The 25,368-nt window shown below is 64.6% G+C and carries 23 protein-coding genes and 1 tRNA gene; 6 read left to right on the forward strand and 18 right to left on the reverse strand.

The window, feature by feature from the left end:
- The first annotated feature begins 40 nt into the window (after positions 1 to 40).
- Positions 41 to 2,578 (forward strand): glycerol-3-phosphate 1-O-acyltransferase PlsB, encoded by a 2,538-nt coding sequence (gene plsB, locus BCL93_RS03610; RefSeq protein ID WP_112053751.1) that lies wholly within the window; start codon positions 41 to 43, stop codon positions 2,576 to 2,578.
- A gap of 71 nt (positions 2,579 to 2,649) precedes the next feature.
- On the opposite strand, the gene BCL93_RS03615 is transcribed toward plsB, so the two are convergent.
- From BCL93_RS03615 to ampD, 6 genes are all read right to left on the reverse strand, one after another.
- Entirely contained in the window at positions 2,650 to 3,429 is a 780-nt protein-coding gene (locus BCL93_RS03615) for a class I SAM-dependent methyltransferase (protein ID WP_220086230.1), read from the reverse strand.
- Positions 3,430 to 3,470: 41 nt separating this feature from the next.
- Positions 3,471 to 4,175 carry a tRNA (adenosine(37)-N6)-threonylcarbamoyltransferase complex dimerization subunit type 1 TsaB gene (gene tsaB, locus BCL93_RS03620; protein WP_112053753.1) on the reverse strand — a complete coding sequence of 235 codons (705 nt, stop codon included), beginning with the start codon at positions 4,173 to 4,175 and terminating at the stop codon, positions 3,471 to 3,473.
- Positions 4,176 to 4,334: 159 nt separating this feature from the next.
- Complete coding sequence (gene adk, locus BCL93_RS03625; protein WP_112053754.1) at positions 4,335 to 4,991, reverse strand: adenylate kinase; 657 nt, start codon at positions 4,989 to 4,991, stop codon at positions 4,335 to 4,337.
- Between the two features lie 271 nt (positions 4,992 to 5,262).
- Positions 5,263 to 7,308 (reverse strand): pyruvate dehydrogenase complex dihydrolipoyllysine-residue acetyltransferase, encoded by a 2,046-nt coding sequence (gene aceF, locus BCL93_RS03630; protein WP_112053755.1) that lies wholly within the window; start codon positions 7,306 to 7,308, stop codon positions 5,263 to 5,265.
- A gap of 127 nt (positions 7,309 to 7,435) precedes the next feature.
- Positions 7,436 to 10,123, reverse strand: coding sequence for a pyruvate dehydrogenase (acetyl-transferring), homodimeric type (gene aceE / locus BCL93_RS03635; protein WP_112053756.1), 2,688 nt, complete (start codon positions 10,121 to 10,123; stop codon positions 7,436 to 7,438).
- A gap of 453 nt (positions 10,124 to 10,576) precedes the next feature.
- Positions 10,577 to 11,137, reverse strand: coding sequence for a 1,6-anhydro-N-acetylmuramyl-L-alanine amidase AmpD (gene ampD / locus BCL93_RS03640; RefSeq protein WP_112053757.1), 561 nt, complete (start codon positions 11,135 to 11,137; stop codon positions 10,577 to 10,579).
- Between the two features lie 167 nt (positions 11,138 to 11,304).
- Between ampD and nadC the strand changes: the two genes are divergently transcribed.
- Positions 11,305 to 12,159 carry a carboxylating nicotinate-nucleotide diphosphorylase gene (gene nadC, locus BCL93_RS03645; RefSeq protein WP_112053758.1) on the forward strand — a complete coding sequence of 285 codons (855 nt, stop codon included), beginning with the start codon at positions 11,305 to 11,307 and terminating at the stop codon, positions 12,157 to 12,159.
- Positions 12,160 to 12,248: 89 nt separating this feature from the next.
- Here nadC and BCL93_RS03650 read toward each other — a convergent pair whose 3' ends face one another.
- From BCL93_RS03650 to BCL93_RS03665, 4 genes are all read right to left on the reverse strand, one after another.
- On the reverse strand, positions 12,249 to 12,782 hold the full coding sequence (locus tag BCL93_RS03650; RefSeq protein WP_258395975.1) for a GNAT family N-acetyltransferase: 534 nt from the start codon (positions 12,780 to 12,782) through the stop codon (positions 12,249 to 12,251).
- Positions 12,769 to 13,500, reverse strand: coding sequence for an acireductone synthase (gene mtnC, locus BCL93_RS03655; protein WP_112053760.1), 732 nt, complete (start codon positions 13,498 to 13,500; stop codon positions 12,769 to 12,771). The genes BCL93_RS03650 and mtnC overlap by 14 nt, the downstream gene beginning before the upstream one ends.
- Positions 13,497 to 14,093, reverse strand: coding sequence for a 1,2-dihydroxy-3-keto-5-methylthiopentene dioxygenase (locus BCL93_RS03660; protein WP_112053761.1), 597 nt, complete (start codon positions 14,091 to 14,093; stop codon positions 13,497 to 13,499). The genes mtnC and BCL93_RS03660 overlap by 4 nt, the downstream gene beginning before the upstream one ends.
- 65 nt (positions 14,094 to 14,158) lie before the next feature.
- Positions 14,159 to 14,776 carry a methylthioribulose 1-phosphate dehydratase gene (locus tag BCL93_RS03665; RefSeq protein ID WP_112053762.1) on the reverse strand — a complete coding sequence of 206 codons (618 nt, stop codon included), beginning with the start codon at positions 14,774 to 14,776 and terminating at the stop codon, positions 14,159 to 14,161.
- Positions 14,777 to 14,896: 120 nt separating this feature from the next.
- Between BCL93_RS03665 and tsaA the strand changes: the two genes are divergently transcribed.
- Positions 14,897 to 15,628 carry a tRNA (N6-threonylcarbamoyladenosine(37)-N6)-methyltransferase TrmO gene (gene tsaA, locus BCL93_RS03670; protein WP_425339110.1) on the forward strand — a complete coding sequence of 244 codons (732 nt, stop codon included), beginning with the start codon at positions 14,897 to 14,899 and terminating at the stop codon, positions 15,626 to 15,628.
- Positions 15,629 to 15,848: 220 nt separating this feature from the next.
- On the opposite strand, the gene purC is transcribed toward tsaA, so the two are convergent.
- The 4 genes from purC to dapA form a co-directional block, all read right to left on the reverse strand.
- Positions 15,849 to 16,562, reverse strand: a complete 714-nt coding sequence (gene purC, locus BCL93_RS03675; RefSeq protein ID WP_112053764.1) for a phosphoribosylaminoimidazolesuccinocarboxamide synthase — start codon at positions 16,560 to 16,562, stop codon at positions 15,849 to 15,851.
- 103 nt (positions 16,563 to 16,665) lie between these two features.
- Positions 16,666 to 17,448, reverse strand: coding sequence for an MBL fold metallo-hydrolase (locus tag BCL93_RS03680; RefSeq protein ID WP_112053765.1), 783 nt, complete (start codon positions 17,446 to 17,448; stop codon positions 16,666 to 16,668).
- The gene (locus tag BCL93_RS03685; RefSeq protein ID WP_112053766.1) at positions 17,448 to 18,389 is read right to left on the reverse strand and encodes a hypothetical protein; all 942 of its coding nucleotides are present in this window, start codon (positions 18,387 to 18,389) and stop codon (positions 17,448 to 17,450) included. Before BCL93_RS03685 ends, BCL93_RS03680 begins: the two co-directional genes overlap by 1 nt.
- Before the next feature lie 35 nt (positions 18,390 to 18,424).
- Positions 18,425 to 19,309 (reverse strand): 4-hydroxy-tetrahydrodipicolinate synthase, encoded by an 885-nt coding sequence (gene dapA / locus BCL93_RS03690; protein ID WP_112053767.1) that lies wholly within the window; start codon positions 19,307 to 19,309, stop codon positions 18,425 to 18,427.
- 337 nt (positions 19,310 to 19,646) lie between these two features.
- Here dapA and BCL93_RS03695 point away from each other — a divergent pair, with 337 nt between their 5' ends.
- Complete coding sequence (locus tag BCL93_RS03695; RefSeq protein WP_112053768.1) at positions 19,647 to 20,120, forward strand: peroxiredoxin; 474 nt, start codon at positions 19,647 to 19,649, stop codon at positions 20,118 to 20,120.
- Positions 20,121 to 20,173: 53 nt separating this feature from the next.
- Here the strand turns inward: BCL93_RS03695 and BCL93_RS03700 are convergent, their stop codons facing one another.
- Both BCL93_RS03700 and BCL93_RS03705 read right to left on the reverse strand, forming a co-directional pair.
- Positions 20,174 to 21,274, reverse strand: a complete 1,101-nt coding sequence (locus BCL93_RS03700) for an AI-2E family transporter (protein ID WP_112053769.1) — start codon at positions 21,272 to 21,274, stop codon at positions 20,174 to 20,176.
- Positions 21,271 to 21,522 carry a sulfurtransferase TusA family protein gene (locus BCL93_RS03705; protein WP_112053770.1) on the reverse strand — a complete coding sequence of 84 codons (252 nt, stop codon included), beginning with the start codon at positions 21,520 to 21,522 and terminating at the stop codon, positions 21,271 to 21,273. The genes BCL93_RS03700 and BCL93_RS03705 overlap by 4 nt, the downstream gene beginning before the upstream one ends.
- Before the next feature lie 143 nt (positions 21,523 to 21,665).
- Between BCL93_RS03705 and BCL93_RS03710 the strand changes: the two genes are divergently transcribed.
- Positions 21,666 to 23,123, forward strand: a complete 1,458-nt coding sequence (locus tag BCL93_RS03710) for a M48 family metalloprotease (protein ID WP_112053771.1) — start codon at positions 21,666 to 21,668, stop codon at positions 23,121 to 23,123.
- Positions 23,124 to 23,336: 213 nt separating this feature from the next.
- On the opposite strand, the gene nadA is transcribed toward BCL93_RS03710, so the two are convergent.
- The gene (gene nadA / locus BCL93_RS03715; RefSeq protein WP_112053772.1) at positions 23,337 to 24,365 is read right to left on the reverse strand and encodes a quinolinate synthase NadA; all 1,029 of its coding nucleotides are present in this window, start codon (positions 24,363 to 24,365) and stop codon (positions 23,337 to 23,339) included.
- 462 nt (positions 24,366 to 24,827) lie between these two features.
- Here nadA and BCL93_RS03720 point away from each other — a divergent pair, with 462 nt between their 5' ends.
- On the forward strand, positions 24,828 to 25,049 hold the full coding sequence (locus BCL93_RS03720; protein ID WP_112053773.1) for a glycine zipper 2TM domain-containing protein: 222 nt from the start codon (positions 24,828 to 24,830) through the stop codon (positions 25,047 to 25,049).
- Positions 25,050 to 25,290: 241 nt separating this feature from the next.
- Here BCL93_RS03720 and BCL93_RS03725 read toward each other — a convergent pair.
- Positions 25,291 to 25,366 (reverse strand) — tRNA-Lys (locus BCL93_RS03725).
- Between the last annotated feature and the right edge of the window lie 2 nt (positions 25,367 to 25,368).

Here is a 25,368-nt window from a genome sequence, read left to right on the forward strand (position 1 = left end):
GCGCTATACTAGGCCCTCTCATATTGCATAAGGTAAGGGAATGCCCTGGACTTCAGCCCTTGCCGGCCTCCTGTGCCGCCCCGTTCGGGCCCTTATTCGCGCCTGGGTCGAGGTGCGCCTGACCGAACCTGATCCGGCATCGCTTGGGCTGTCCCCGACGGCAGCGACGGTCTATGTACTGCCGCATCCGGCACTCTCGGATCGCTTGCTGCTCGAAACCCTGTGCGCGCGAAGGGGACTGCCCGCACCGACCCTGCCCCTGAGTGAACATCACCCGACGCTGCCACGCTGCGTGGCCCTGCCGGGACGGCGCCGAAAAGCTCAGGCGCCCTTCCTTAGCTACCTCGAGTGGCTACATGACCACCCCGAGCAGGATCTCGAACTGCTGCCGGTCAGTGTCTTCTGGGGACGCGCGCCGGGCAAGCGCTTCGGGCTCTGGTCGCTGCTCACCGCCGATGACTGGGCGCTGACCGGCCGTCTCAGGCGTGCCCTGGCGGTGCTGGTACACGGGCGCAGCGTCGAGGTGCACTTCGGGGCACCGCTGTCGCTGCGCGGGCTGCTCGAAAGGCGACCCGATGCTCTTACCAACCGCAAGGTAGCGAGGCTATTGAGAGTGCACTTCCGGCGCCAGCGCACCCGGGTGCTGGGTCCCGACCTGTCCCACCGGCGCACCCTGATTGACGGCGTGGTGGCAAGCCCGACGGTGCGCCAGGCCATCGCCGAGACCGCCAAGTCCGAACGCCTGAAGACGCCCCGCGTGAAGGCGCGAGCCCGACGCTACGGTCGCGAGATCGCCTCCAACATGACCTATCCGGTGCTGAGGCTGCTCGACGGACTGCTCGAACGGCTATGGACACGGCTCTACGACGGCGTCGACGTTCAGGGTATCGAATCGGTCAAGGCCCTGGCCGGCGACCATACACTGGTCTATGTGCCCTGCCACCGCAGCCATATCGACTATCTGCTGCTGTCCTACGTGCTCTTTCATGAGGGGCTGATGCCGCCGCATATCGCCGCCGGTCGCAACCTCAACATGCCTCTCGTTGGGCCGCTGCTGCGGCGCGGTGGCGCCTTTTTCCTGCGCCGCAGCTTCAAGGGCAACCGCCTCTACCGCGCGGTCTTTCAGGAGTACCTAGAGCGCCTGCTGTCCCGCGGTCATTCGCTTGAGTACTTCATCGAAGGGGGCCGCTCGCGCAGCGGGCGTCTGCTCGACCCTCGCCCAGGCATGCTGGCGATGACGCTGCGCTCTCATGCCCGAGGGCTGAAAGCGCGCGGGCACTCGGGACGACTGGCGTTTATCCCGGTGGCCATTGGCTACGAGCGGATCATCGAGAGCGACAGCTACCGGGCAGAGCTTGCCGGCAAGCCCAAGCGACGGGAGACACCGCTTGGCCTGTTCAGCGTCCTTGGCCGACTGCGCCAGCCCTTCGGCCGGGTTAGCGTAACCATTGGCACACCGCTGCCACTGAGCCCCTTCCTCGATGCCGAGACACCCGAATGGCGCCAGGCCAGCGACGAGCGCTGGCAGCAGCGCGCGGTGCCGCGACTGGGCGAAGAACTGGCGCGACGCATCAATGCCGCCGTGCCGCTCAATGCCGTCAACCTGATCGCCCTGGTGCTATTGGCGACCCCGCACCGCGCCATCGAACGCGACCTGCTCGAGCGACAACTTGAGCTACTGGTCAACCTGGCCCAGAGGACATCGGTGAACCCGGACGACCCAGGCAGCCTGAGCGCCGCTCAAGGGCTCACCGGCTCACCCGCGGCATGGATCCCCCACGTCGAGTCGCTGGGCTTCATCGAGCGGCGTGCCCAGACGCTCGGCGAGCTGGTGCTGGCGAGCCCCGAGCAGACGAGCCTATTGAGCTGGTATCGCAACAATGTGCTGCATCATTTCGCGCTGGCAGGCCTGGTGGCCTTCGCCTTTCGCAACAATGCCCGCTTCACTGAGGAGGAACTGCACGCCGTGCTGGCACCGGGCTGGCCGGTGCTGGTCCGCGAGCTGTATATCACCCCGCCCAAGGACCTGGCCGCGGCGATAGGCGCTACGCTCTATCAGTTGACCCGCGAGGGGCTACTCGAACGTGGCACACCGACGGACGCTGGCCAGAACCGCACGCCACGCTGGCAGCGCCCTGCGGCGAGGCTTGCTGCCCGCGAACAGCTGCATCTGCTGGGCCGGCTGGTCCAGCCATCACTCGAGCGGGGCTACCTGCTGCTGACCAGCCTGTTGCGCCTGCCAAGCGCCAGCCTGACCCGAGAACAGCTCGCCGAGCAGAGCGGGCTGCTGGCCGAGCGCCTGGCGCTGCTGTCGGGGCTGGACGCACCGGAGTTCTTTGATCGGCGGCTTTTCGCCGGGCTGGTCGCGAGCCTGGAAGCCGATGGCTGGGTATGGCAGGACGAGGCCGGGCGGCTCTGCTACGGCGCCGCATTGACGGCGACCGCCGATCATATCCACACCCTCTTCGACCCGGCGCTGCGCCACCGCCTGCAGCAGCTCGCCACCCCCGCCATCACGCCCTCGCCCTCGCCCACGGCCGACACAACGCCGACCACGCCGCCGGCCGACGGTGCCTAGCACATCAGCCACGATAGGCAGAGTGATGAAGAAGCACTCGGGAAGGTACTTGGCCATTTCCTGACAAGCGGTTAGAGATCGCGCAGCGAGCGGTGCACGTAGAGATCGTAGCGGCTGGTCTTGCCCTCGAGAACATGGTGCGGAGCGGGGCCCTCGATTGGCGGCGCCTTGCGCGGACGCTTGACCACCACCCGGTGGCTGGCGACGTCCAGGGCGGCTTCGAGAAGCCTTGGCGCATCCTCATCGTCGCCGGCCAGCTCACGAAAGAGCCGCATTTCCTTTTTTACCAACGCCGACTTGTCGCGGTGGGGGAACATCGGATCCAGGTGAATCACCTGAGGCGCGTGGCGGGTGTCGGCGATGGCCTCGGCAAGCCCCCGGCTGGCATCAACGTGGGCGAGCAACAGCCGAGCGGCGATTGGCGCGACCTCTGCGTCGAGCCGGGCCCGGACCAGTGCATCTTCGAGCAGCGCATAGATCGCCGGCACCCGTTCGAGCATCAGCACCCGGGCGCCAAGGCTTGCCAGCACGAAGGCGTCGCGGCCAAGCCCTGCCGTGGCATCGACGATGCTCGGCGTGGTAGCCCCCTGGCCCTTTCCAGTCCCCTTCCCTGTCCCCAGGCCGCAGGCCTTGGCGATAAGCTGGCCACGCCCACCGCCGAAGCGGCGGCGGTGGGCGGCCTTGCCGGCCACGAAGTCGGCGGCCAGCGGCTTGCCATACAGGCGCTCGTCGCCGGCCAGCACCAGTTGGCCATCGTCGTCCATGAGCGTCAGCCGAGGCCCAGGCGCCTTTGCCAGCGGCAAGCCAAGGCGTGCGGCGAGCCCGGCAAGAGCGTCGCCGCAGACGACCACCGAGGGTTCTTCATGCACCGCCTCTGTCGATCGATCTTCGCTCACCGGCTCTTCTGCCAGGCCACCTGATCGCGAAGATAGACCGGCTGGGCGAGATGCGGCGCCTCGCCGCCGCCCGCCTCCAGGGTCTGGGCCGCCAGCAGCACCATCTCCTCGGCCGCCGGCTGCATGTCAGGCAGATGCTGGCTGACGCCTGCCTGCACCGTCACCGGCAGCGTCTCCCATTGCTCCCATCCCGAACCTACGCCGACCCAATCGGCCTCTTCGTGGCCGGCGGGTAGGCTCAGCCGCTCGGGCGACAGCAGCGCTTCGTCGGCGAGCCGGGTCAGTTGGCCAGCATGGCAGCGGTAGGCGGCGGTGTAGAGCTCGCCCATGCGGGCATCGATGACTGGCAGCACATGACGCAGGTGAAGCCGACGATGGCCGGCCAGCGCCAGCGCCTCCAGGGTAGAGACGCCGATCAGCGGGATCTCGAGGCCGAAGGCCAGCCCTTGGGCGACGCCTGCGGCGATGCGCAGGCCGGTAAAGGAGCCGGGACCGCGCCCATAGGCCAGCGCGTCCACATCGGCGAGCGTCAGGTTGGCCTCGCTGAGCAGCTCGTCGATCATCGGCATCAGCCGGCGCGTATGTTCGCGGGGCGCCAGCACGAAGCGAGACAGCAATTGATCATCATGGCCGTCGCGGCGGCGAAGCAGCGCAGCGGAACAGGCGCTCGAGGAGGCATCCAGGGCCAGCAGGGTCGGCATAGCGGTATCGGGGTCAGGAGATGTGGGCGGCATTATACGCCGCGGCTCAAGGGCGGGGAAAGGTACGGGGCGTGCGGCGGGCACCGCTCTCAGCTGACGGCCACCAGAACGACCGAGGGCCCGCCATGGCGAGCCCTCGGGGGAAGCAGCGAAAGGCGATCAGCCCTCAAGCGCATCGATCACCTGGCGGGTGATGTCGTCGACGCTGCCCACACCCTCGACCCGGTGGTAGGTCGGGGCGACGTCGGCGTCTTCCTTGGCCCACTGCTGGTAATAATCCACCAGCGGCGCGGTCTGGTCGTGATAGACCGACAGACGATTGCGCACCGTGGACTCCTGATCGTCCTCGCGCTGGATCAGCGCTTCGCCAGTGACGTCATCCTTGCCGATTTCCTTGGGCGGATTGTATTCGACGTGATAAACCCGGCCAGAGCCCGGGTGAACGCGACGGCCCGCCAGGCGCTTGACGATTTCTTCGTCGTCGACGGCGATTTCCAGCACGTGATCGATCTTCACGCCGGCGTCCTTCATGGCATCGGCCTGCGGCAGAGTGCGCGGGAAGCCGTCGAACAGGAAGCCATTGGCGCAATCGGGCTGGCTGATGCGCTCTTTGACCAGGGCGATGATGATGTCGTCAGACACCAGGCCACCGGTGGTCATGATTTCCTTGACCTTGATGCCCAGCTCGCTGCCTTCCTTGACGGCGGCGCGCAGCATGTCGCCGGTGGAGATCTGCGGAATGCCGAAGCGCTCGCAGATGAACTGGGCCTGGGTGCCCTTGCCGGCCCCGGGGGCGCCCAACAGGATCAAACGCATCAGAATGACTCCTTGAATGACTTCGCGTTATAGAGTGAAGAGAAAAATGTGATGACCGCAGACAATACCGGGGCCACGCTCGTGAAACAAGCGACGCCCGATCAGGGCCGTCCTAATGCTGACAGGGATCATCCTCACCGGCTTGGCTCGTCTTTCCCAATAGCACTTTGGTCGGGTTTACCCAAGACTCTGCTGGCACCAACACAAAAAAACGGCGCCCGCAGGCGCCGTTTCGGTAGCCGGCAGACGCCGGCGGGTCATGCAGACCGGATCACAGCAGCATCCGGCGGATGTCGGTCAGCGCCTGAGCCAGGAAGGCCGTGAAGCGTGCCGCATCGGCACCGTTGACCGCACGGTGATCGTAGGACAGCGACAGCGGCATCATCAGACGCGGCTCGAAGTTGCTGCCGTCCCACACCGGCTTCATCTGCGCCTTGGAGACGCCGAGGATGGCGACTTCCGGCGCGTTGACGATCGGTGTGAAGGCGGTGCCACCAATCGACCCGAGGCTCGAGATGGTGAAGCAGCCACCGGTCATCTCGTCGCGCTTGAGCTTCTTGGTCTGTGCCTTCTTGGCCAGTTCCACGGATTCCTTGGCCAGCTCGATCAGCGACTTCTGGTCGGCGTTGCGGATCACCGGCACCATCAGGCCGTCCGGGGTATCCACGGCCAACCCGATATGCACGTACTTCTTGTGCACCAGGGTCTCGCCGTCGCTCTTCAGGCTGACGTTGAACTGCGGGAACTTCTTCAGCGCGAAGGCGCAGGCCTTGATCATGAACGGCAGCGGGGTCAGCTTGGCGCCCTGCGCCTCGGCCTCGGCCTTCATCGACTTGCGGAAGGCCTCGAGCTCGGTGATGTCCGCCTCGTCGAACTGGGTCACATGCGGAACGTTGAGCCAGCTGCGATGCAGGTTGGTCGCCCCCATCTTCATCAGGCGACCCATCGGCTTCTCTTCCACTTCGCCGAACTGGCTGAAGTCCTGATCCGGGATCGGCGGGATGCCGGCACCGCCGGCTGCCGCCGGTGCCGCGGCAGGAGCCGCCTTGCCCTGGGACTGGGACATCATCTGCTTGACGTAGCCGTGCACGTCTTCCTTCAGCACCCGGCCCTTGGGACCGGTAGCCTTGACCTGTGACAGGTCGACGCCCAGCTCACGCGCCAGCATGCGGACCGCGGGGCCGGCATGCACACGCTTGCCGTCGCTGACCGGTTCGGCCGCTTCGGGAGCGCTTTGAGGCTTGGATGGCGCAGCGTCCTGCTTCGGCGCTGAGGCCTCTTTTTTAGACGCTGAGGGCTCTTTTGCCGGGGCTGAAGGCTCCTGCTTCGATGCCGCCTTCTTGGGTGCGGACTTCGCACCGGCTACCTCGACATAGCCAATCAGATCGCCCTCGGAGACGGTATCGCCTTCCTTGACGGCGAGCTCAACAAGCTTGCCCTTGAAGGGACTCGGCACGTCCATCGAAGCCTTGTCGGACTCCAGCGTGATCAACGCATCTTCTTCGTTGATCTCGTCGCCCTCGGCAACCGCGACCTCGATGATCGGCACGTTCTCGCTACCGCCGATATCGGGAACGCGGATCTCCTTGCGCTGAGGCTCGCCTTCACCGGCATCCTGTGAGTCGTCGTCCTCGCTCTGCTCAGACGCGTTGTCGCTGCTGTCATCGGCAGCCGGTTCGGATGCCGACTCGGACTCGCCGTCATCCTCGCCATCTTCACCCGCGATTTCCATGGTGCCGATCAGGTCGCCTTCAGAGACGGTGTCGCCTTCCTTGACCGCCAGGGAGACGAGCTTGCCGCTATACGGGCTCGGCACGTCCATCGAGGCCTTGTCGGACTCCAGCGTGATCAGCGCATCTTCTGCGTTGACCTCGTCGCCTTCGGCAACGGCCAGCTCGATGATCGGTACATCTTCGCTGCCACCGATGTCCGGCACCTTGATCTCGACAGTGCGTTTGCCGCCCGGGGCTTTCTTGGCCGGCTTGTCATCGCTCTTGGGCGCAGCAGTGTCCTTGCTGGCCGACGCCGCCGGCTTCTCGTCTTCGTCCTTGGAGGCTGTCTTTTCGTCCTCGCCGCCGCCTTCGGCTTCGAGTTCGAGAATGTCGTCGCCTTCGGAGACGGTATCGCCTTCCTTGACCAGCACCTTGACGACCTTGCCGCCCTTGGGCGCCGGGACATCCATGCTGGCCTTATCGGACTCGAGAGTAATCATGGTGTCCTCGGCGGCGATTACATCGCCTACCGACACCGCGATCTCGATGATTTCGACATCGGTGCTGCCACCGATATCGGGGACTTTGATGATTTCGCTACTCAAGGTCGCGCTCCTTTCCTAATCATGCTCGCCGCAGGCGCAAAATGGGTCAGGCGGGCGAGCCAACGAGCGGTGATCCTGCCTAGCCGTCGTCGCTCGCCCTTCACCTGATCAACCCGTTACGGGCGCCTCAGGAATCCACCGGATTCGGCTTTGTCGGATCGATGCCATACTTCTTCATGGCATCCGCAACGACCTTGCGGTCGATCTCACCACGCTCGGACAGCGCTCGCAGCGCGGCCACGGTGACGTAATAGCGGTCCACTTCGAAGAAGCGACGCAGCTGCTCTCGCGTGTCGGAGCGACCATAGCCGTCGGTCCCCAGGACGTGGAAGTCAGTGGGCACCCAGGCACGAACCTGGTCAGCGTAGAGCTTCATGTAATCGGTCGACGCGATCACCGGGCCTTCGCAACCTTCCAGCTGCTGAGTGATCCAGGGCTTCTCGCGCTTGTCGTCCGGCTCGAGGAACTGGTTGCGATCATAGTCGAGCGCTTCGCGACGCAGTTCGTTGAAGCTGGTCACGCTCCAGACGTCGGCGACGACGCCATGCTCGTCGGCCAGCATCTCGGCGGCGGCCTCGACTTCGCGCAGGATGGTGCCACTGCCCATCAGCTGAACACGCGACGCCTTCTTGCTGCTGGCCTTGCCTTCCTGCAGACGGTACATGCCGCGCACGATGCCTTCTTCGCTGCCTTCCACCATCTCGGGATGAGTGTAGTTCTCGTTCATCACCGTGATGTAGTAGAAGCAGCTTTCACGATCCTCATACATCCGCTTCATGCCGTCCTGCAGGATGACCGCGACTTCGTGGCCATAGCAGGGGTCGTAAGAGCGGCAGTTCGGCACGGTCGACATCAGGATATGGCTGTGGCCGTCCTGGTGCTGTAGGCCCTCACCGTTGATGGTCGTGCGACCGGCGGTACCACCGATCATGAAGCCACGGGCCTGCTGGTCGCCGGCTGCCCAGACCAGGTCGCCGATACGCTGATAGCCGAACATCGAGTAGTAGACGTAGAACGGAATCAGCGTCATGTCGTGGTTGGCGTAGGCGGTTGCCGCCGCGATCCAGGCGGCCATGGAGCCGGCCTCGGTGATGCCTTCCTCGAGGATCTGGCCTTTCTTGTCCTCGCGGTAGTACATGATCTGGCCGGCATCGACCGGATCGTACTTCTGGCCGCCGGAGGCGTAGATGCCCAGCTGGCGGAACATGCCTTCCATGCCGAAGGTACGCGCCTCATCGGGGATGATCGGCACCACCCGCGGACCCAGCTGCTTGTGCTTGACCAGGCCGTTGAGCACCCGCACGAACGACATGGTGGTCGACACCTCACGGTCGCCCGAGCCCTTGGTCTGGGAGGCGAACATCTTGTCGTCGAGGCCGGGGATCTCGAGGGTCTCGTACTCGGTGCGCCGCTTGGGCAGGAAGCCGCCCAGCTTCTCGCGCTGCAGGAACAGGTACTTCATCTCCGGGCTGTCTTCGTCCGGACGATAGTAGGGTACCTCACCGTTCTCGAGCTGCTTGTCGGAGATCGGCACACCGAAGCGGTCGCGGAATTTCTTCAGCGCCTCATGTTCCATGGACTTGATCTGGTGGGCTTCCATGTCGGCCTCACCGCTGCCGCCGCCCATGCCATAGCCCTTGACGGTATGCGCCAGGACCACGGTCGGACGACCGTCGGCGTTGTTGACCGCCTCATGGTAGGCCGCGTAGACCTTCTGCGGATCGTGACCACCCCGGTTGAGACGGAAGATGTCCTCGTCGGAGTAATCTTCGACCAGCTTGCGGGTCTCTTCGTACTTGCCGAAGAAATGCTCGCGGGTATAGGCGCCGCCGTTGGCCTTGTAGTTCTGGTACTCGCCGTCGACCGCCTCGTCCATGCGCTTTTGCAGCATGTCGTGCTTGTCGCGTTCGAACAGCGGGTCCCACTGACCGCCCCAGACCACCTTAATGACGTTCCAGCCGGCACCGCGGAACACGCCTTCGAGCTCGTCCATGATGCGCGAGTTACCGCGCACCGGGCCGTCGAGGCGCTGCAGGTTGCAGTTGATCACGAAGATCAGGTTGTCGAGATTCTCGCGGCTCGCCAGATGCAGGGCACCGAGGGATTCCGGCTCGTCACACTCGCCGTCGCCGAGGAATGCCCAGACCTTGCGGTCGCGCATGTCGGTCAGCTCACGGGAGTCCAGGTACTTCATGACGTGGGCTTGGTAGATCGCCTGGATCGGCCCCAGCCCCATGGAAACGGTCGGGAACTGCCAGTAATCCGGCATCAGATAGGGGTGGGGATAAGACGGCAGGCCGCCACCCTCGGCTTCCTGACGGAAGCTGTCCATCTGCTCTTCGGTGAGCCGGCCTTCCATGAAGGAACGTGCATAGATACCCGGGGTCACGTGGCCCTGGATATAGATCAGGTCGCCCTTGTGTTCGCCATCGTCGGCGCGGAAGAAGTGGTTGAAGCCCACTTCGTACAGCGTCGCACAGGACTGAAAACTGGCGATGTGCCCGCCAAGCCCCTTGTGCTTCTTGTTGGCACGCAGGACCTGCGCCATGGCGTTCCAGCGAATCGCCGAACGCAGCTTGCGCTCGATGAACATGTCACCGGGGATCTTCGCCTCGCGATGCACCGGAATGGTGTTGCGATGTGGCGTATTAACAGAGAACGGCGGAATGCGGCCATCGCGACGCAGGCGATCAGCCAGACGACTCAATAAGTACTGAGCACGCTCCTCGCCTTCCCGATCAACGACCGATGCCAGGGATTCCATCCATTCCTTGGTTTCGGTCGGATCGAAATCTTCTCTTGCCTCCAGACTCATAGACGTCTCTCCGAATGAAGATATTGTGTCGGTCTGCCCTCACCCGGGAGGAGGGAGGGGCGTGTGGCGCTCTTCAGTGCGGGCGTGATCTTCTATGGATCACGTCTCCAGAATAGTGGGCATGTAGTGTCGTTACAGATTGATACGCGCAATGCCCGGAATCAGGCCACGAAGATACCGCAAAGACCAGCCCCTGCCAATTCCGGCAAAAATGGAAAGCCTTTCCAATTTAAATATTGCATTGCAGCACAAGGGCCTAGCGCACCACTCCCCTGCAGCCTAGCCGAAAGCTCGCACTCTGTAACCGGGCTACAAACGGGGCGTCCAACGCTCACATTTCGGCGCCGCGTAAACCTGCAGTTTTTTCCGTTGGAAAGCCCGCCTATCGGCGGCTCAGCTACCGATGATTCAACTACCGACGATTCAACTACCGGTGATTCAACTACCGACCGCTCACAGACCGTCCGCCAGGCACTGCCGAAAATAGGCCCAGTCGAAGGCAGGACCAGGGTCGGTCTTGCGCAGCGGCGCAATGCGGGCATGGCTGGTGATGCGCTCAGGGGTCAGCGCGGGATAGTGGTCCAGCAGGTCCTGGACCACGCTTGCCAGGGTGGCGTACTGGGCCGCGCTATAAGGGCTCTGCTCGTCACCCTCGAGCTCGATGCCAATCGCGAAGTCGTTGAGCTCTGCGCGCCAGGCGACGCCATCGAACCAGCATGAACGGCCGGCGTGCCAGGCGCGCAGCTCGAAGGGCACGAACTGCACGGCTTCACCATCGCGGCGAATCAGCAGATGGGCGGAAACGCGAAGCGCAGCGATCTGGGCGAAATAAGGATGAGCGGCGGGGTCGAGGCGGTTGGTGAACAGCCGCTCGATGGCATCGCCCGCGAAAACACCCGGCGGTAGGCTGATCGAGTGCAACACCAGCGCCGACACCTCGCCTTCGGGGCGAGCATTGTGGTTGGGTGACGGCAGTTGACGAGCCTGTGCCCAGAGGCCCTGTTCGATGCTCATGCGTCGTGCCTCATTCGACTTCTCTCTGGTCATGGCCTGGTCACGGCTTGCACCATGTGACGCGCTAGGCGTGGATTCCCTATAATGGAGCATTGTCGCATCGTTTCATCCTTCAGGCACCGCTGCCCCGAGCCGGTGCTGCCCACGCCAGGGAGCCCAGGCACGCCATGCATTATCACGAAGCACTCGCCGAAGAGATCCGTACCAGCGCCGCCCGGCTGTTGGCCGAAGACGTCGGCCCTGGCGACATCACCGCCCAGCTGATTCCCGAACGCCAGTGGGCCAGCGCCCGGGTCATCACCCGCGAGGACGCCGTGCTGTGCGGCGTGGCCTTTGTCGACGAGCTGTTCCGCCGCCTGGATTCCCGCGTGACGCTTAACTGGCAGCATGCCGACGGCGACCGGCTGGCGGCCGGCGACACCCTGCTCGAGCTCGAGGGCCCGGCCCGCAGCCTGTTAACCGGCGAACGCGCCGCCCTGAATCTCTTGCAGACACTCTCCGGCACCGCCACCCGCACCCGCGCCTATGTCGACCTGATCGAGGACACCGGTGTGCGCCTGCTGGATACCCGCAAGACCCTGCCCGGCCTGCGCCTGGCCCAGAAATACGCAGTGACCTGCGGCGGCGGTTACAACCATCGGATCGGCCTCTATGACGCCTTCCTGATCAAGGAGAACCATATCGCTGCCTGCGGTGGGATCGCCGCGGCGGTCAAGGAAGCCCGCGACATCGCCAAGGACCTGCCGGTCGAGGTCGAGGTCGAAACCTTCGAAGAGCTCGATCAGGCGCTGGCGGCCAGTGCCGACGTGGTGATGCTCGATAATTTCTCGCTGGATGATCTGCGCGAGGCGGTGCGCCGTGGCAGCGGCCACGCCACCCTGGAAGCCTCGGGCAACGTCAGCGACGCCACCCTGCGCTCGATCGCCGAGACCGGCGTCGACTGCATCTCCAGCGGCGCCCTGACCAAGGACGTGCAGTCCATCGATCTGTCGATGCGCATCCTGAAAACCGAGACCCGTTGAGCCGGCCACCCCGTCTCTAACGAACCCCGCCCGAAGACGACAACAGCGCCTCCGGGCGGGCACTTGCGCATCGACCATTGAGGCGTCCGCTAGGTCTCGACCAGATCCAGCCGCTTGACCAGGCGGATCCGCGGCAGTTGCTCGCCGCCACGCTCTACCCACTCTTCCCCTTCCTGGGACCAGCCGCGCTGGATCAGGCGCGGCGCCAGCATCAGGCTGGCATCGATGCGCACCCGCGCAAGCCCCTGCTCCCGAAACACTCGCTCCGCATGCACCAGCAGGGTGCTGCCGATGCCCCGGCGAGCCAGCGACGGCCAGACATAGAGCGTCTCGATGCGCCCCTCGCCATCGCCGCCCTGCCCAATTTCCAGAAAGCCCACGCAGCGCCCGTCGCAGGCCGCCACCAGGGTCGGGTGAAGCAGCTGGCGAGCCGCCCAGGCACTGCCCTCACGGGGCAGCACCGACGCCCAGGCACGACGCTGCTCGACGCTGTAGTGCTCGGCCGCGCCCTGCATCACCGCATGATGGAAGACCTCGGCCTGATCGGCGCCGTCATCGGGCAGCGCGTCGCGATAGACGATGCGCGCCTTGCCGGCGCGGGGACTGCTATCAGCGGCGGATATCAGTTCCTCCTGATGCGAAACGGGCTTGATCGAGATTCAACGTATCAGAGCTCACTTCATCAAAGCTCGCTGCCAGCGGATGTTCGCCGGTAGTCATGCCGGGCTCACGCACCAGCTGGCAGGTAGCGAGGCCGGCCGCCCGGGCGGCGTCGAGTTCGGCGACGACGTCCGACAAAAAGAGAATCTCCTCCGGCGCCCTGCCGATCGCCTCGACGATCCGCCTATAGCTCTCGGCCTCACGCTTAGGGCCGGTGGTGGTATCGAAATAACCAGAGAACAGTGGCGTGAGATCGCCAAGATCGCTATGACCGAACAGCAGCCGCTGGGCCTGCACCGAGCCCGAGGAATAGACGTAAAGCTCGCACCCTGCCGCCTGCCAGCGCATCAGCGCCTCGGCGGCGTCGGGATAGACGTGGCCGGTGAAGTCCCCGGCCTGATACCCGGCCTCCCAGACCATGCCCTGCAACGCCTTGAGCGGCGTGGCCTTGCGGTCCTCTTGAATCCAGCCCTCGAGAATGGCGATCAGCCGCTCAAGGTCCGCGTCGGGTTCAGCGGCCTCCTCGCGGGTCGCCTCGAGCTGCCTGGCGACCTCGGCCTGCTGGTGGTGATGGCGAACGAAATCACCCAGCTGCCGGCGAGCATAGGGGAAGAGCACCTCATGGACGAAAGCGATCGAGCCGGTGGTACCCTCGATGTCGGTGACGATGGCGCGAATCATGCCACGCTCCCCGATTCCGACTGAGCGGCATCTCCCCTGCCGGTCGGCAGGGCCTCGAAGCGCGGGAAGCGTGCGGCGATGGTCTCACCGGTAAAGTTCGCCACCCAGCCCTCGGGATTAGTGAACAGGCGGATGGCAGTGAAGTGCGGCGCCGGCCCCATATCGAACCAGTGCGGCGTGCCCGCCGGCACCGACATCAAATCGCCCTCGGTGCAGCCCACCGCATAGACCCGCGCGCCCAGATGCAGGTAGAAGACCCCTTCGCCGCGCACGAAGAAGCGTACCTCGTCCTCGCTGTGGCGATGCTCGTCGAGGAACTTGGCGCGCAGCGCATCTTTGTCCGGGTGCTCAGGCGTCAAGCCGATCACGTCGGCGGTGGCAAAGCCGTTGTCGGCCTTGAGGTGCCCGACCTCCTCAGCGTATGCCGTCAGCACCACCTCGGGGTCAGCGTCGGGGGCCAGGTCGGCCTTGGTGGCCCAGCGCTCGAAGCGAATACCGTGAGCCGCGAGTTCGGCGGCGATGCGTTCACCGTCGTGAGTGGTCAGCAGCGGCTGGTCCGGGTCATGTTCGTGGTAGACGTTAAGAAAGCTCATGGCAGTGCTCCATCGGGCAAGGCGAGCGGGCAGGCCGCGACCTGCCGTATCGTGGGCCGCCCCGCTCAGCGGGTGCGGCGCATCATCAGTTCACAGTCGAAGAGGAAATCCAGCGCCTCGGCCTGGCGCAGGCAGCCGGCCATGTCTCCCGCCCAGGTGTAGAGGCCGTGACCGCGGATCAGGTAGGCGCGGGTGTCGAGACCTCGCAGGCGCACGCGCACCCTTTCCGCCAGCGCGGCGATGTCTTGGTCATTGTCGACGACGGGCACCGCCAGTGCCGTGTCGTGGCGGGTCACGCCCTCGATCGCCTTCTGCAGCTCGAACCCCTCGAGCCACAGGGTATCGCCCTCGATCAGGCGCGACAGCACGGTGGCGGCCCGGGAATGGGTGTGCAGCACGGCGCCGGCCTCGGGCCAGTCCTGGTAGAGCTGGCCATGCAGGCGTGCCTCGTCCGACGGCTTCTGTGGGCTGCCAAGCGGCGTAACGGCGAAGTCGGTGACCATGACATCAGCCGGCACCAACCGCCCCTTGTGGCGCCCCGAGGCCGTCACCGCCATGTGAGTCTCATCCAGGCGCACCGAAAAATTGCCGCCGGTGGCCGGCACCTGGCCGGCCCGGTACAGCTCGTCACCGGCGGCCACGATGGCCTGCTGGGCGCGGGCCAGTTGCTCGAGATCGATCACCGCTGTGTCTCCCGTGAATATGCCGCCAGCCTACCGAAGGCTCGCGTCGCCGCCAATCCTCATGACAGCGCAAAATGGAGCACCGTGCGCCGCCCACACAGGCACGGCATAATGGCGGCCATGAATCCTCCTTCTGCACCCAACGCCGACACCTTCGCCCTCTCGCCCATCGGGCGCATCGAGAGCGACTACCCGGACAAGTTCGGCATCCCCCGTCAGCCGGGACTGGCGCCGGCCGCCCACGCCCGCCTGGTGCTGCTGCCACCCTATGACGACCCGCTCACCGTGCGCGGCCTCGAGGCCTTCAGCCACCTGTGGCTGACCTTCGTCTTTCACCATAGCCCCGAGCGCTGGTCGCCGCTGGTGCGTCCACCGCGCCTGGGTGGCAACGCCAAGGTCGGGGTCTTCGCCAGCCGCAGCACCCACCGCCCCAACCGCCTGGGGCTGTCGCTGGTCGAACTCAAGGGCATCGACACCGACAACGGCGTGGCACTCGAGCTTTCCGGCCACGACCTGCTCGACGGCACCCCGGTACTCGACATCAAACCCTACCTGCCCTGGGCAGAGGCGCGCCCCGAGGCCAGGGCCGGTTTCGCCCCCGCCGCCCCGCCCCAGTGCCCGGTCGACTTTTCCGCAGAGGCCGAGGCGATACTGGCCCAGCGCGAAGACGCCGCCTCGCTGCGCGCCCTGATCAGCCAGGTCCTGGCCCAGGACCCCCGCCCCGCCTATCGCAAGGGGGCCGAAGAGCGCCTCTACGGGGTGCGGCTGCGCGACGTCGACGTGCGCTTTCGCGCCCTGGCCAATGAGGCAGGCGAGACGCGCCTGGAGGTCGTCAAGATCGTGGCGGTATAGCGTTCGCCATGGTGGTCTGGCCCGTCGCCACGACGTCGCGAGGGCGCTATGAACCCATCCCTGGGCGCTACTTTTGCCATCCCTGGCAAAAGACCCTCGCGCCGCCTGGCCCCAGCTCGCCCCGGCCCGACCCGGCGCTGATTGTTCGTATCGCTAGCCATGTGCAGAAACGACGAAGGGCCCCGTAAGGCCCTTCGTTCAGCATGGAGTGTTGGCCGTCTCAGTCGAAGCTGATACCGATACGACGGCCTACTTCCTCATAGGCCTCGATCACACCGCCAAGGCCCTGACGGAAGCGGTCCTTGTCGAGTTTCTCGCGAGTCTTGGCATCCCACAGGCGGCAGCCGTCCGGCGAGAACTCATCGCCGAGCACGATCTGGCCCTTGAAGACGCCAAACTCGAGCTTGTAGTCGACCAGCAGCATGCCGCCCTCGTCGAACAGCGCCTTGAGCACATCGTTGACCTTGTAGGTCAGCGCCTTCATTTCCTTGAGCTGCTCGGGAGTGGCCCAACCGAAGGTCTCGGCCAGCGACTCGTTGATCATCGGGTCGTGCTGGGCATCGTTCTTCAGGAACAGCTCGAAGGTCGAGGGCGTCAGCGCCTGGCCTTCCTCGACGCCAAGACGCCGGCACAGGCTGCCGGCGGCGATGTTACGCACCACGCACTCCACCGGCAGCATATCGAGCTTCTTGACCACGCACTCGGTGTCCGAGAGCAGGCCGTCGAAGTGCGTCGGAATGCCGGCTTCTGCCAGTTTGCCCATGATGAAGGCATTGAACTTGTTGTTGACCATACCCTTGCGCGCCAGGGATTCCATGCGCTCGCCGTCGAAGGCACTGGTATCGTCGCGGAATTCGAGGATCAGGCGATCCGGGTCGTCAGTGTGATAGACCGACTTGGCCTTGCCGGCATAGAGCTCTTGACGCTTTTCCATGAGGGGTCTCCGAATGGGGGGGTAACGGACAGAGGTGATAACAGGGTCGTGTAAACAGGTAACGGATGACGTGGCGGTGCGACAAACGGGGGCTAAACAAAGCCTAGCGGATGGTCTGCCAGTCCAGGCCCTGATCCTGGGCGGCGACCACCAGCCGTGACTCATCGCCATCAAGCAGCGGCACCAGCGCTTCCAGCGCAAGCTCTGGGCGGTTGTTATGTTCCGACAGGTGCGAGCAGACGATCCGCTGCAGCCGGTCGAGCCCGACCCCCGCCAGCAGCGTCGCCGCCTGCGGGTTGGACAAATGCCCCCAGTCGCCCCCCACCCGGCGCTTGAGACGCGGCGGATAAGGTCCATCGGCCAGCATCTGCCGATCATGGTTGCACTCGAGGATCAGGGCATCGCAGCCGGCGAAGGCCTGGATGACATGGGCGCTGGGATGGCCAAGATCGGTCACGACACCCAGCCGCCGACCATGGGCGCTTAAGTGAAATTGTACCGGTTCTCGGGCGTCATGGGGCACGGTCACCGGCATGATCTCGATCCCGCCAATGGCCAGCATCGCCTGAGGGGTGATCCACTCATGGCGCGGCACTTCCTTTAGACGACCCGACAGCCAGGTCCCCGGCGTCAGATAGACCGGCATGCCATGGCGCCGTGCCAGGGCGCCGACGCCACCGATATGATCGCCGTGTTCATGAGTCACCAGCACCGCAGCGAGTTGCTTCGGGTGCAGCCCCAGCCGGGCGAGCCGCCGCTCGGTATCGCGCAGGCCGAAGCCGCAGTCGATGAGCAGGTGAGTCTCGCCGTCGCTGACCAGGGTCGCATTACCCTTGCTTCCGCTGCCCAGCGACGCGAAGTGCAGGGCACGTGCCGCTGGCGGCATCAACGCAACAGCGAGGACAGCCGGCCCAGCAGGTCGCGCACGCCGGCATCGTCCAGCGCCGGCTCACCGACACTCGTCACCGTCAGGCGCGCTTGGCCTTCGGCCGCCGGCACCACGTTGAGTCGCGCGCGACGGGGCGTCTGGTCGCTGAACAGCCGGTCGATCATGCCCGCATGGCGCTCGGCCAGCGGCAGATAGGCAATCTGGAAGTCGCCGCCTGCGGCGTCCTGGTCCAGAAGCTGCTGCTCGGGCTGGTCGAAGTCGCGCTCAAGCAGGTGGCTGAGTTCCGCCCAGGCCTGCTCGGCGTCGGCATCGATCAGCAAGGCCCGATCGCCCTCACCGCCAACCAGGCGCGCCGCCGCGGCGCCAGAGGCCTCGCGGCGGGACAGGTTCGAGGCCATGGCGGTCTGGCCGCGGGCGTTGAGATAGCCGGCCAGGGCGTTCAGGCAACCGTCGAGAGCGCTGGCGTTTTGCTCGCAGCGCACCTCGCTGGTGGCGCCCAGGCCATCGCTAACGGCAATCACGCCTTCGGGAGTCGTCAGGCGGCGTGCCATATCATCGCGATCAGTGACGCTCAGCCGTTGGCGCTCGCCGAACTCAACGACACGTGGCCAGACCACGTCCGGCGGGTCGTTGACCGCGAGCCAGCGGGCATCGCCCATGCTCCGGCGCTCGACGTAATCGCGCTCCGCGACCGACGGCTGAGGCCTTGGTGCAGTGAACTCGTCATCCACCTTCCGGTAGGGCCGATTGGCCTTGGGTACCGGCATCGCGTCGCGGGTCTCATAGAGCTGGCTGCCGGCCGGCAGGATCAACGGCTCGGCGCTCTTGGCCTGCGAGTAGGCTTCACTACGATCATCGTAGTAGCCGCCGCTGGAACAGCCGGCCATTGCCAGGGCAACGGCCGCTACCAGCGGCATCCAGTTCATGGCAGCTTTCATGCATCCACCTTGATTATCGGACAAGCGAGAGGCGTTCAGTCGTCGCTGACGCCGGCCAGCTGCAGCGCCTCGCTAACCGTTGAATGGTATTTCTCGGACAGCCAGGTCAGCGGCAGGCGAATGCCCTGCTCGGCGTAGCCCATGTAATTCAGCGCCCACTTGACCGGAATCGGATTGGCCTCAATGCCCAGTTGCGTATGCAGCGGCATCAGCCGGGTGTTGATCTGGTGCGCCTTGTCGGCATCGCCGGCCACGGCAGCCGCGCACAGCTCGTGCATGGCGCGGGGCACCACGTTGGCGGTCACCGAAATGTCGCCGTGGCCACCCATCAGCATGAAATCGCAGGCGGTGGCGTCATCGCCGGAGTAGAGCATGAAGTCGGAGCCCTTGAGGCGCTCGATCAGATCCTCGGCGCGCTCCAGGTTACCGGTGGCGTCCTTGAGGCCGATGATGTTGTCGACCTCGGCCAGGCGCAGCACGGTCTCGTTGTAGATGTCCGAGCAGGTGCGGCCAGGCACATTGTAGAGAATCACCGGCAGATCGCTGGCGTCGGCGATGGCCTTGAAGTGCAGGAACAGGCCTTCCTGGGTCGGCTTGTTGTAGTAGGGTGCCACCGTCAGGCAGTAGTCGGCGCCGACTTCCTTGGCGTAACGGGTCAGCTCGACCGCCTCGGTGGTGTTGTTCGAGCCGGTGCCGGCGATGACCGGGATACGGCCATTGACCTCTTCCACCACGGTGCGGATGACATCGAAATGCTCGGCAAAGGACATGGTGGTCGGCTCGCCGGTGGTGCCGGCGGCGACGATGGCATCGGTGCCATGCTCGAGATGGAAGCTGACCAGGCGGCGCAGCGCCTCCCAATCGATCTCTCCGTTCGCCTTCATCGGCGTCGCCAGGGCGACGATACTGCCTGTGATCATCTTCTTTCCTCTACAAACGCCTGTGCATCAGCCGCCGCAGAAGGTGGCGCTGATGGTTCAACCGGGATATGAAGCCGTATATGAAGCCAGGGCCTAGATGGTACTCAGGCCGCCAGAGCCTGTACAGAACCCAACGCAAGGACTTTTGTCCGGGCCTCGTCGTCTTGGACACGGCCTTTACAGCGCCGCGGCGCTGACGTGTAATCCTTGCACAACGTAGATGCTCGGCACTCGGGTGCCGGCAGGTCATTCGAACCAATGCTGAATGCAGAAACTTTGAATTCAAAAGCTGTGAAATCAAAACCGATGAATTCAGCTACTACCCAAGGAGCGTCCCATGAGCGTTAGCCTCGGCAACCCCGTCCCCGACTTCACTGCCACTGCGACCGGCGACACCACCGTGACCCTGTCAGAGCTCAAGGGCAAACAGGTGGTAATCTACTTCTATCCCAAGGCCAGCACCCCGGGCTGCACCACCGAAGGCGGTGACTTTCGCGACCACAAGGATGCCTTCGATGCCGCCGACACCGTGATTCTCGGCGTTTCTCGAGACGGCATCCGCGCCCAGGAAAACTTCAAGGCCAAGCAGGACTTCAACTTCGAGCTGATCTCCGACAAGGACGAAGCGGTCTGCAAGCTGTTCGATGTCATCAAGCTCAAGAAGCTTTACGGCAAGGAGCACCTGGGGATAGAGCGCAGCACCTTTCTGATCGATACCGAAGGCAAGCTCGCCCGCGAATGGCGAGGCGTCAAGGTCAAGGGCCATGTCGAGGAAGTGCTCGAAGCGGCCCAGGCCCTGCACGCCAGCTGACAACCAAGCCCGCCCATGCCGACCGCCAGGGGCGGCGTGGGCGAGCCCGTGTTTCAGGATTTAGGCAGCTCGCCCCTCACCGGCTGGTCGGCGAGCTCCTTGATTCCACGCGGCCAGGCATAGACCAGCGCCTTGAGCAGCGTCGCCAGCGGAATCGCGAAGAAGATTCCCCAGAAGCCCCAGATGCCGCCGAAGAACAGCACCGCCAATATGATCGACACCGGGTGCAGGTTGACCGCCTCGGAGAACAGAATCGGCACCAGAACGTTGCCATCCAGTGCCTGCAGCACGCCGTAGGCCAGGATCACGTACAGGAACTGCTCACCGATGCCGAAGTGGAAGCCCGCAACCGCCGCCACCGGCAGCGTGGCCACCGCGGCGCCGATGAAGGGAATCAGCACCGATAGCCCCACCAGCATGCCCAGCAGCGCCGAATACGGCAGGCCGAAATAGGCGAAGGTCAGGAAGCCGGCACTGCCGACGATGACGATTTCGATGAACTTGCCGCGCACGTAGTTGGCGATCTGGGCATCCATCTCGTGCCAGATACGGGTCATCAGGTCGCGCTTGCGCGGCATCAGCCATAGCGTGAAACCGACCAGCCGCTCCCGATCCTTGAGCATGAAGAACACCAGGATCGGCACCAGCACCAGATAGATGATCAGGTCCATGAGATTGCCAAGCGAAGCCAGCGACAGGGTCAGCGCCCGCTGCCCGAACTGGGTCAGCTCGCGACCGGCGGCGTCTATCCAGCCCTGAATCTGATCCGGGGTGACCAGATTGGGGTAGCGCAGCTGAACCTCGTCGAGAAAGCGCTGGCCGCTGGCGAACATGCGCGGAATCTCCTGCACCAGACTGACCAGCTGATTCCAGATCAGCGGCATGACGATCAGCGCCATGGCCAGCAGAATGCCGAGAAAGCCCACGAACACCAGCAGCACCGCCACCAAGCTCGGCACATGGCGTCGGATCAGCCAGTTCACCGCCCCCTGAAGCAGGAAGGCGATCACCAGTGCGGTGAGAAAGGGAGCGAGCATGCCACCCAGCAACACCACCGCGGTGGTGCCAACAATCAGCAGCACCAGCAGGATGACCGCTTCCTCGTCGGAGAAGTAGCGTTCCAGCCAGCCCGAAAACAGTGCCTTCAGCGTCATGCCGAACGCTCCTTATCGCCCTTGCGCAGCCAGTAATGGTAAACCTCGCCGCGCGTTTCCCGCGCTGGCATCTCGTGGCCGCTCTGGGCAATGTAGGACTCGAAGTCCCGCCAGGAGCCGGCATCGGTGGCAATCACCTCGAGCACCTGCCCCACCGCCAGCCGCGACAGTGCCTGCTTGGCCTTGAGCAGCGGCAGCGGGCAGGGCAGGTCTCGGGCATCGAGTACATCGTCTGGTTGCAAGGTCATGCCGTCTCCCGAAACAATGGGGATGAAGAATGGAGATGAAAATCGGACCGTCAGGCGGCCCTCAGTACACGGCACTTTAGCGGATCGGCAGCGGTCGGAGAAGAAGGCGCGCCTCGCCCGGGCGCTCATGCACGAGGAACATCATGCCATTACCCCGGAAGGCTTGGCGACACGCCACCATCGCGCTGGCCCTGGTCGGCGCCCTGACCACGACGCCGGTTCAGGCCGTTGAGTTCGACCTGCCGCAGCTGGGCTCAGCCACCAGCGGTGTCAATCCGAGCGAGGAATACCGCCTGGGCCGCACCTGGCTACGCCAGTTTCGTGCCCGAGCACCGCTATGGCAGGACCCGATCAGCCAGGACTACGTCGACACTCTGATCGCCCGCCTGCTGCCCGACAGCGGCGTCCAGAGCAACCACCTGCTGGTGACCCTGGTCGATAGCCGGGTACTCAACGCCTTCGCGGTGCCAGGGGGTGTGGTGGGGGTCAACGCCGGCCTCTTTGCCTTCGCCAAGGACGAAGCCGCCCTGGCCTCGGTGCTGGCCCACGAACTGGGCCACCTTTCACTGCGCCACTACGCTCGCCAGCAGGCCAGAGCCGAAGAGACCCAGCTGCCGACCATGGCCGCAATGCTGGCCGGCATGCTGCTCGCTGCCGGCGGCGGAGGCGATGCGGGAATTGCCGCAGCCATGGGCTCTCAAGCCGCCTTCTTCCAGGACCAGTTGGCCTATTCGCGGCGCTACGAGCAGGAAGCCGACCGGCAGGGCCTGCAGGTAATGCGTGACGCCGGCTACGATCCTCAGGCGATGGTCGACATGTTCCGCGCCATGCAGCGCCAGGCGGCCTTGCAGGGCGGCAACCCACCGGAGTTTCTGCTCACCCACCCGCTCACCGAGTCGCGCATCAGCGATATTCAGGCCAGGGCCATGGGCCTGGGAACCGGCACGATCCGCACCCCGGACCCGCAATATGACATGGTACGGGCCCGCGCGCTGCTGACAATCCACCAGGACGCCCCCGGCCAGGCCACCAGCCTGCTCGCTCAGAGCGATCCCGCTCCAGCCGCCAAGCGCTACCTGGCGGCCTTGATCCGCGCTCGTCAGGGCGACCTGTCCGGCGCTCTTTCGGCTCTCGATGCCCTGGCACGAGAATGGCCGGACCTGCCGTTGATCCCGACCAGCGCCGCCGAACTGGCCCTGGATGCCGGCCAGCACGGCGAGGCCCTGTCACGCAGTCAACGCCTGCTGCGGCTGATGCCTGACTATCTGCCGGCAAGAATGATCGAAGCGGAAGCCCTGCTGCAGCAGGACCCCAAGGCCGCCTTCGACACGCTGCGCGACCTTGCCGAGCAGCGCCCCGAAGACCCCGGAGTCTTCAACCTGCTCTCAGAGGCCGCCGGACGCAGCGACCGCGAGGCCTGGAGCCACCTGGCCCGCGCCGAATATCTGCAGCTGACCGGGCATATCACTCAGGCGATTCGCCAGCTGGACATCGCCGAGGACGTGGCCAAGCAGGAGAGTGACGTCGGCATTACCGGTCGCATCGAGGAGCGCCGCGAAGCCTTCGAGACCTACCGCGAGGACCTCAAGGACTTTCAATAGCCGACGACGCCTCGCTATTGACGTGACGTCTCGTTCCTTACCAACACAAAAAAGCGGCCCGCCCCATGCTGGGGCGGGCCGCCTTTCTATGCGATCAACTCACTGTCCTATCAGCTCACTTTCCGATCAACTCACTATCCAATCCACTCATCGCCCCGTTCAACGTAAGCGACAAGTGCACCGCATCTATCGGGTCAGTTGAAGGCCGGCGGACTAGCGCTGGAAATTGAGCATCCGCTCCAGGGGTTTCAACGCCTTCACGCGGAGCGCGTCGTCCACCTGAATCTCGCCGCTCAGCTCGCGCAGGGCGCCGGCCAGGTTGTCCAGGGCGTTCATGGCCATCCATGGGCAGTGGGCGCAGCTCTTGCAGGTCGCGCCACGCCCGGCTGTCGGCGCCTCGAAGAGGGTCTTGTCCGGTACCGCCTGCTGCATCTTGAAGAAGATGCCGCGGTCGGTGGCCACGATCAGCTTGTCCTGGGGCAGCTCCTTGGCCGCCTTGATCAGCTGCGAGGTAGAGCCCGTCACGTCGGCGAGTTCGACCACCGCCGCCGGTGACTCCGGGTGCACCAGCACCGCAGCGTCAGGATAAAGCGCCTTCAGATCCTCGATGCCCTTGGCCTTGAATTCCTCATGAACGATGCAGGCACCGTCCCAGAGCAGCATGTCGGCACCGGTCTGCTGCTGGATGTAGCCACCCAGGTGCTTGTCGGGCGCCCACAGAATCTTCTCGCCGCGCGCCTTCAGGTGCTCGATCACGTCGACGGCAATCGAGGAGGTCACCACCCAGTCGGCGCGCGCCTTCACCGCCGCCGAGGTGTTGGCATAGACGACTACAGTGCGATCGGGATGGGCATCGCAGAAGGCCGCGAACTCATCGGCCGGGCAGCCCAGATCCAGCGAACAGGTCGCCTCCAGGGTCGGCATCAGCACACGCTTTTCCGGCGACAGAATCTTGGCGGTCTCGCCCATGAAGCGCACGCCAGCCACCACCAGGGTCGAGGCCTCATGGCGGGCACCGAAGCGGGCCATTTCCAGGGAGTCGGCCACACAGCCGCCGGTTTCCTCGGCAAGCTGCTGGATGGCGTCGTCGGTATAATAATGCGCTACCAGCACGGCATTACGCTCGTGCAGCAGGCGTTTGATTTCATCAATGCGCGCCTCATCCTCGGCGGGAATGCGCGTCGGGCAGTAGGCGCGGGCCAGATGCTCGCGCACCTCGGCTCGGGAAGTCATGATCGTCATCGTGTCTACCACTGTGACTGGCAGGGGCTCCCCCTGCATGGCACCAGATGCATCGGCCGCTGTGCTCTCTGCACGCGCCGAGGCTCCAGAGGGCGTTGACGGTACGGCTCCCGCACCGTCTGCCCAACTGACATTTTAGCTCGAATCGAGGCGCTTGTCGTCGCTAGAACACTCAACACGGCGTAAAGCGCCTGCCATGCGCGACGCCGGTAGTGATATCGCCCACTTCCAGGAGGCCTCGTCCACCCCGCTGCTCGCCCTGGCATGCGGCCGCCCTGGCATGTGGAAGCGCTGCCATCAGGCACTGCCCTGTTTATCGGCCCGCGTATCGCCCCTGGGAGGCGACGGGCTTTTCATCCGCACTGCCCCGCCCAAGCTCAGAGATCAACTACACTGAGAGAGTGAAGTCGCGATTTGGCTTCATCCCTCACCGTGTCGCGTTCGCGACAGGAAGTTAGTCCCATGAACACATTGCACGGGCCTGCACTCACTATCGGGATAGCAGTATTGCTACTCACTCTCTCGGGCTGTTCCGGCATGTCGGCACAGGACAGGAACACCGCCCTTGGCGCGGGCGCCGGCGCTATCGGTGGTTCGGTGCTGACGGGTGGCAGCACAATGGGCACTATCGGCGGCGCCGCCGTCGGCGGCGTCATTGGTCACGAAGTCAGCAAGCCTGACTGAAACAACACGACCATCAAGGAAGCGTGTTGTATCTCACCAAGGAGCAATAAAACATGAATAATATCGTCTATATCATAGGCGCCGTCGTGATCGTGCTGGCCATCCTGTCATTTCTCGGCTTTCGCTAGGCTGGCACCTGGGCGTTCAGCATTTTGTTGGCACAGAAAAAATGTCAGCACAGACAACCCACGCATAGCAAAACGCCCCGACCTCAGGGAGGTCAGGGCGTTTCGGCATAATTTGGTGGGTCGTGTAGGATTCGAACCTACGACCAATTGGTTAAAAGCCAACTGCTCTACCAACTGAGCTAACGACCCGC

The sequence above is a fragment of the Onishia taeanensis genome, assembly GCF_003268885.1.
Taxonomy (GTDB): domain Bacteria; phylum Pseudomonadota; class Gammaproteobacteria; order Pseudomonadales; family Halomonadaceae; genus Onishia; species Onishia taeanensis_A.